Genomic DNA, 7502 nt, shown 5'->3' with positions numbered 1-7502 from the left:
CCAGGGACCCAATGATTAACAGTCATTTGCTCTACCGACTGAGCTATCGCGGAATTTCTCTCTTCCAACCCCTCTTACGTCACTGCCTTTCGAGCTTTGCCGTAAGTGAGGTGCGCTATTTTACGGAAGTAGAAACAGACGTCAACACCTAGCCTGCTGTTTTTTCACAAATTTATCGGAAACGCCGGGCGACCCTGGGATCGCCCGGCCATTTCCTAGGCGAAGACGATCTCGTCGCCCTCCAGTCGGCCCTGGATCCGGCTGTTCGGCGCGAAGGCCCCGGACAGGATGCGCTGGGCCAGCGGGTTCTCGATCCAGCGCTGGATCGCCCGCTTGAGTGGACGTGCCCCATAGACCGGGTCGTAACCCACCGCGACCAGCTTGTCCAAGGCCTCCGGCGTCAGCTCCAGTTGCAGATCACGCTCGGCCAGTCGCTGACGCAAGTGATGCAACTGGATCTCGGCGATGCCGGCGATCTGCTCGCGCCCCAGGGGTTCGAACACCACCACCTCGTCGATACGGTTGATGAACTCGGGACGGAAATGACCCGCCACCGCGTCCATCACCGCCGCGCGTTGGGCATCGGGATCGCCCACCAGCTCCTGGATCTGCGCCGAGCCCAGGTTCGAGGTCATGACGATCACTGCATTGCGGAAGTCCACGGTACGCCCCTGGCTGTCGGTCAGGCGACCGTCATCCAGCACCTGCAGGAGGATGTTGAACACATCCGGATGCGCCTTTTCCACCTCGTCCAGCAGGACCACCGAATAGGGCTTGCGCCGTACGGCCTCGGTCAGGTAGCCGCCCTCCTCATAGCCGACGTAGCCGGGCGGTGCACCGATCAGGCGAGCCACGGAGTGCTTCTCCATGAACTCGGACATGTCGATGCGCACCATGGCGTCTTCGGTATCGAAGAGGAATTCCGCCAACGACTTGCACAGCTCGGTCTTGCCCACCCCGGTCGGGCCGAGGAAAAGGAAGGAACCGCTGGGCTTGTTGGGGTCCGACAACCCGGCCCGCGAACGACGCACGGCGTTGGCCACGGCGGTGACCGCCTCGTCCTGGCCGATCACCCGGTTGTGCAGGGCCTCTTCCATGCGCAGCAGCTTATCGCGCTCACCTTCGAGCATCTTGCTGACCGGAATGCCGGTCCACTTGGAGACCACCTCGGCGATCTCGTCTTCGGTGACCTTGTTGCGCAGGAGCTGGTTGGCCGGCTTCTCGTGCTGGTCGACCATCTGCAGACTGCGCTCCAGATCAGGAATGGTGCCGTATTGCAGCTCGGCCATGCGGTTGAGGTCACCCTTGCGGCGAGCGGCCTCCAGCTCGGTACGCGCCTGCTCGATGCGCTGCTGCAACTGGGCGGAATCCTGGACCTCGGCCTTTTCGGCTTTCCAGATTTCCTCCAGATCGGCGTATTCCTGTTCGAGGCGGGCAATGTCTTCGTCGAGTTTTTCCAGACGCTTGCGCGCGGCCTCGTCTTCTTCCTTCTTCAGCGCCTGACGCTCCACCTTGAGCTGGATCAGCCGGCGATCGAGGCGATCCAGGGCCTCCGGCTTGGAGTCGATCTCCATGCGGATGCGGCTGGCGGCCTCGTCGATCAGGTCGATGGCCTTGTCCGGCAGCTGGCGGTCGGTGATGTAGCGATGGGACAACTTGGCCGCGGCGATGATGGCGCCGTCGGTGATGGCCACCTTGTGGTGCACCTCGTAGCGCTCCTTGAGGCCCCGCAGGATGGCGATGGTGTCCTCTTCGCTCGGCTCGTCCACCAACACCTTCTGGAAACGCCGCTCCAGGGCCGCGTCCTTCTCGATGTACTGGCGGTACTCGTCGAGGGTGGTGGCACCCACGCAATGCAGCTCGCCACGGGCCAGAGCCGGCTTGAGCATGTTGCCGGCATCCATGGCGCCCTCGGCCTTGCCGGCGCCGACCATGGTGTGCAGTTCGTCGATGAACAGGATGATGCGCCCTTCCTGCTTGCTCAGTTCGTTGAGCACGCCCTTGAGGCGCTCCTCGAATTCACCGCGGAACTTGGCGCCGGCGATCAGGGCACCCATGTCCAGCGCCAGCAGGCGCTTGTCCTTGAGGCCGTCGGGTACTTCACCGTTGATGATGCGCTGGGCCAGGCCTTCGGCGATGGCGGTCTTGCCAACGCCGGGTTCGCCGATCAGCACCGGGTTGTTCTTGGTGCGGCGCTGCAGGACCTGGATGGTGCGGCGGATCTCGTCGTCCCGACCGATCACCGGGTCGAGCTTGCCGTCCTCGGCGCGCTTGGTGAGATCGACGGTGAACTTGTCCAGGGCCTTGCGGCTGTCCTCGGCATTGGCGTCGTTGACCGCCTCGCCGCCGCGCAGGTTGTTGATGGCGTTCTCCAGCGCCTTGCGCGAGACGCCCTGCCCCAGCAGCAACTTGCCGAGGCGGGTGTTCTCGTCCATGGCGGCGAGCAGCACCAGCTCGCTGGAGATGAACTGGTCACCCTTCTGCTGGGCCAGGCGATCGGCCTGATTGAGCAGGCGCGCCAGATCCTGGGAAAGATTCACATCGCCGTTGGGATTCTGGATCTTGGGCAGCTTGTCCAGCTCTTCGGCAAGGGTCTTGCGCAGGCTGGCGAGGTCGAAGCCGACCTGCCGCAGCAGCGGGGAAATGGAACCGCCCTGCTGTTCGAGCAGGGCAGAGAACAGGTGCAGCGGCTCGATGGCCGGATGATCGTGGCCGACGGCCAGGGACTGGGCATCCGAAAGGGCGAGCTGCAGTTTGCTGGTGAAACGGTCTATACGCATGGGCAAGGTCCTATCTGAAACGCGGGACGGCGCGGCAGTAGGCGCTTTCGATTACCCGCGGGAATGACCTTTAGATAGGGGCGATGCGTAACGATTCAAGCCAGGGAGGCTTGACATCCCAAAAAAAGACCTAGGGCTTGATCCAGATCAGGCTGGCGAAGCGCCCGGTACGAGCGGCGCGCCGATAGGAGAAGAACCGCTGGTCATCGGCGAAGGTGTCGAAGCCACCACCATAGACCGCCGTGATGCCCCGAGCGGCGAGACGTAGACGGGCCAGGGCATAGAGATCGCCCAGGTACTTGTCCCCGCCCCTGGCCACGAAGCAGCGCTCGGCGTCGCCCTGCTGGGCGACAAAGGCCTCACGCACCTCGGCACCGACCTCGAAGCTGGCCGGACCTATGGCCGGGCCCAGCCAGACCAGTACCTCGGCGGGGGCCACCTCCAGACTGGCCGCGGCAGCTTCCAGCACGCCACCCGCCAGACCGCGCCAGCCGGCATGGGCCGCCGCAACACGAGAGCCGTCACGCCGGCAGAACAGCGCCGGCAGGCAATCGGCGGTCATCATGGTCACCGCGACACCGGGCGTGGCCGTCCAGGCCGCATCGGCACGCAGCACCTGCGCAGGATCGGCTTCGACCACAGCGGTACCATGGACCTGTTCGAGCCAAGCCGGCTGGCAACCCAGGGCCTCGCCCAGGCGTCGACGATTTTCGGCGACTGCCTCCGGATCGTCACCGACGTGATTACCGAGGTTGAAGCTGGCGAAAGGCGACTGACTGACCCCACCCAAACGGGTGGTGACGCAGGCCTGGACGCCGACCGGCGCCGGCCAGTCCGGCCGCAGCCAGTCGGCGCCGATCATTCGAAGGATTCCCGGTCCTGGCGCAGCAGATCCAGCAGCCAGACAAAATCCTCGGGCAGCGGCGACTCCCAGCGCAGGCGCTCGCCGGTCACCGGATGATCCAGTTCGAGGAAGCGCGCGTGCAGCGCCTGGCGCGGAAATTCGCGCAGGGTCTTGATCAGGGTCGGATTGGTCGCCGGCGGAATCTTGAAGCGCCCGCCATAGACCGGATCGCCCACCAGCGGAAAACCGACGTGGGTCATGTGCACACGGATCTGGTGGGTGCGCCCGGTTTCCAGCTTGACCCGGGCATGGGTATAGGCGCGGAAGCGCTCCAGCACGCGGTAGTGACTGACAGCGGGCTTGCCGCCGGCAATCACCGCCATCTGCTGGCGACGCTGGGAATGACGACCGATGGGCGCATTGACCGTGCCGCCGGCGACGATCACCCCGGCGACGACGGCTTCATAGATGCGGCTCACCGAGCGTGCTTGCAACTGGGCGACCAGATGGGTATGGGCTTCCAGGGTCTTGGCCACCACCATGAGTCCGGTGGTGTCCTTGTCCAGGCGGTGGACGATGCCGGCACGCGGCACGCTCTCCAAGCCGGGCACGTGGTGCAGCAGGGCGTTGAGCAGGGTGCCATCGGCATGGCCGGCGGCCGGATGCACCACCAGCCCGGCCGGCTTGTCGAGCACCAGCAGGTGATCGTCCTCGTAGACGATGTCCAGCTCGATGTCCTGGGCCACCCATTCGCCCTGGGCCTCGCGTTCGGCTCGCAGCGCCAGCTGGGCGCCACCATGGACGGTGTCGCGCGGGCGCAACACGGCGCCGTCGACGGTCAGGCTGCCGTCCTTGATCCAGGCGGCGAGACGCGAGCGGGAGTGTTCGGCGAACAGCTGGGCAGCGACCTGATCGAGGCGCTGACCACCCAGTTCGTAGGGGACTTCGGCGTTGAGAACGATGGATTCGGACATGGATCTGCGCGGGCAATGGCGGGGCTTTTGGAATCGGCCCGACCCTGTGGTTAAATACGGCGACTTTTTTGCCCCGGCATTCCGGGTCGATCATCATAACAGGACGGTTCCGGCCCCGTCACAGGCTAGGTGAGTGCTCTCCGCGCTCATCCCTGCACCGCCGACCGTTTCGGGGAATCCAAGCCGCCATGCAATTGAAGCACCTGCTGCTGGTCACCAGCCTAGTCCTCACCGCCGCCTGCTCCTCGAAAGCGCCCGAGGTTCCGGAAAATCTGCCGGAGGGCGAGCTCTATACCCAGGCTCAGCGCGATATCTCCAACAGCAGCTACACGGATGCCATCAGCAAGCTGAAGGCCCTGGAGTCGCGGTATCCCTTCGGTCGTTATGCCGAACAGGCCCAGCTCGAGCTGATCTACGCCAACTACAAGAACGGCGAGCCGGAAGCGGCGCGCACGGCGGCGGATCGCTTCATCCGCCTGCATCCGCAGCACCCCAACGTCGATTACGCCTACTACATGAAGGGCGTGTCCTCCTTCGAACAGGATCGCGGCCTGCTGGCGCGCTTCCTGCCGCTGGACATGACCAAGCGTGATCCCGGCGCGGCGCGCGACTCCTTCAACGACTTCGCCCAGTTCACCAGCCGCTTCCCCAACAGCCGCTACGCCCCGGACGCCAAGGCGCGCATGGTCTACCTGCGCAACCTGCTGGCGGCCTACGACGTGCACGTCGGCCACTACTACCTGACCCGCAAGGCCTATGTGGCCGCCGCCAACCGCGGTCGCTACGTGGTCGAGAACTTCCAGGGCACCCCGTCCGTGGGTGACGGCCTGGCGATCATGACCGAAGCCTACAAGCACCTGGGTCTCAACGACCTGGCGGCCACCAGCCTGGAAACCCTCAAGCTCAACTACCCGGACAACGTCAGCCTCAAGGATGGCGAATTCCAGCTGCGCGAGCCGGACGACAAGGATCAGCAGCGCTCCTGGCTGACCCGTGCGACCCTGGGCCTGATCGATCGTCCGAGCGATCCGCTGCCACCCGGCGAGACCCGCGCCAGCCAGGACATCCAGCGCAAGTACCAGGAAGAGCGTGACAACCTGGCGCCCGAGCTGCGCATCGTCGACCCGGCCGAGGCCGAGAAGGCCGGTGGCGCGACGCCGGCGCCGGCCAAGCGTTCCTGGTTCAGCCGCCTGACCTTTGGTCTGTTCGACTGATTCGGCGTCGGACGTGAAAAGGGGAAGCCAGTGGCTTCCCCTTTTTCATTGCGCCGGAAGCGGCGAGCTAGTCGCCGATGCGCCAGCCCGAGGTGATCGGATAACGCCGGTCACGCCCGAAACCGCACTGGGTGACCCGGGCACCCACCGCCGCCTGGCGCCGCTTGTATTCGTTGAGATCCACCAGGCGCAGCACCCTGCGCACCGTTTCCTCGTCGAAGCCGGCGGCGACGATATCCACCGCCGAGAGATCCTGCTCGACATACAGCCGCAGGATCTCGTCGAGCACCGGATAGGGCGGCAGCGAGTCCTCGTCCTTCTGGTCGGGCGACAGCTCGGCCGACGGCGGGCGGTCGATGACGCGCTGCGGAATCACCTCGCCATCTCGATTGCGGTACTCGCAGAGGCGGAACACCAGGGTCTTGGGCACATCCTTGAGCACGTCGAAGCCGCCGGCCATGTCGCCATAGAGGGTGGCGTAACCGACGGCCATCTCACTCTTGTTGCCGGTGGTGAGCACCAGATAGCCCTTCTTGTTGGAAATGGCCATCAGCAGGGTCCCGCGGCAGCGCGCCTGCAGATTCTCCTCGGTGGTATCCCGCCCGAGCCCGGCGAATTCGCCGGCCAGGGTCTCCTGGAAGGCCTCGACCATGGGCGCGATGGGCAGCACGCTGTAGCGCACGCCTAGCGTCTGGGCTTCGGCTTCGGCGTCTTCCAGACTGATCTGGGCGGTGTAGTGGTAGGGCATCATCACCGCCTCCACCTGCTCCGCGCCCAGCGCATCCGCGGCGACCGCCAGCACCAGGGCCGAATCGATGCCACCGGACAGCCCCAGTACTACCCCCCTGAAGCCGTTCTTGCGCACATAGTCGCGCACCCCGAGCACCAGGGCGTCATAGACGCTGGCCTCCAGCGAGGCAACGGGGGCCAGCGCGGCCGGCTGCGGTTGCAGGGCCTCATCGAAGATGACCGGATAGAGCCCCTCGACGAAGGCCGGCGCGCGCTGGCTGACCTGCCCCCGAGCATCGACCACGAAGGAGTGACCGTCGAACACCAGTTCGTCCTGGCCACCCACCTGGTTGACGTAGACCACCGGCATGCCGCCCTCGCGGGCACGCTCGCCCACCACCGCCTCGCGCTCCGGCTGCTTGCCGCCGTGGAAGGGCGAGGCATTGAGGTTGAGCATCAGCCGCGCCCCGGCCGCGCGTGCCTTGGCCATGGGCTCGGCGAACCAGATGTCCTCGCAGATGGTGACGCCGATGGGCACGCCCTGGTAATCGAATACTGCAGCGCTGTCGCCCGGCTCGAAATAGCGCTTCTCGTCGAACACCCGGTAGTTGGGCAATTGCTGCTTGCGATAGAAGGCCAACTCGGCGCCATCGCGATAGACCGCGCAGGCGTTGTAGCGCCGCCCCTCCTCCAGCCAGGGAAAACCCACCAGCACATGGATACCGGCGATCTCCTGGCGGATCCGCTGCAAGCCCTGCTCGATGCGGCGCTGCATGCTCGAGCGCAGCAGCAGGTCCTCCGGGGGATAGCCGCACAGCGACAATTCCGGGAAGACGATGAGATCGCCGTGCAAGTCATCCCGGGCCTCCTGGGCCGCGGCGATGATCCGCTCCACATTGCCGTGGATGTCGCCGACCTTGAGGTTCACTTGCGCCATCACGACATTCAGCAGCTGACTCAT

Annotated in this window: 5 protein-coding genes; 1 reads left to right on the top strand and 4 read right to left on the bottom strand. The window is 65.3% G+C overall.

Translation table 11 applies throughout. The annotated features are described in order from the left end of the window. Window positions 1-215: 215 nt before the first annotated feature. The 3 genes from clpB to rluD form a co-directional block, all read right to left on the bottom strand. On the bottom strand, window positions 216-2780 hold the full coding sequence (clpB, locus tag GSQ95_RS13425) for an ATP-dependent chaperone ClpB (RefSeq protein ID WP_133861295.1): 2565 nt from the start codon (window positions 2778-2780) through the stop codon (window positions 216-218). Window positions 2781-2910: 130 nt separating this feature from the next. Then, complete coding sequence (gene pgeF, locus GSQ95_RS13420) at window positions 2911-3642, bottom strand: peptidoglycan editing factor PgeF (protein WP_158896447.1); 732 nt, start codon at window positions 3640-3642, stop codon at window positions 2911-2913. Further along, entirely contained in the window at window positions 3639-4598 is a 960-nt protein-coding gene (rluD, locus tag GSQ95_RS13415) for a 23S rRNA pseudouridine(1911/1915/1917) synthase RluD (protein ID WP_158896448.1), read from the bottom strand. Before rluD ends, pgeF begins: the two co-directional genes overlap by 4 nt. A 188-nt stretch (window positions 4599-4786) precedes the next feature. On the opposite strand from rluD, the gene GSQ95_RS13410 reads away from it, so the two are divergent. Next, the gene (locus GSQ95_RS13410; protein WP_007160812.1) at window positions 4787-5812 is read left to right on the top strand and encodes an outer membrane protein assembly factor BamD; all 1026 of its coding nucleotides are present in this window, start codon (window positions 4787-4789) and stop codon (window positions 5810-5812) included. A gap of 67 nt (window positions 5813-5879) precedes the next feature. Here GSQ95_RS13410 and GSQ95_RS13405 read toward each other — a convergent pair whose 3' ends face one another. Then, window positions 5880-7502, bottom strand: a complete 1623-nt coding sequence (locus tag GSQ95_RS13405; protein WP_158896449.1) for an NAD+ synthase — start codon at window positions 7500-7502, stop codon at window positions 5880-5882.

Source organism: Pseudomonas sp. BAV 4579 (genome assembly GCF_009765395.1).
In the GTDB taxonomy this organism is placed as follows: Bacteria; Pseudomonadota; Gammaproteobacteria; order Pseudomonadales; family Pseudomonadaceae; genus Chryseomonas; species Chryseomonas aestiva.
Note: the sequence above shows the minus strand (reverse complement) of the source record. Positions and strands in the feature narration are given on the sequence as shown.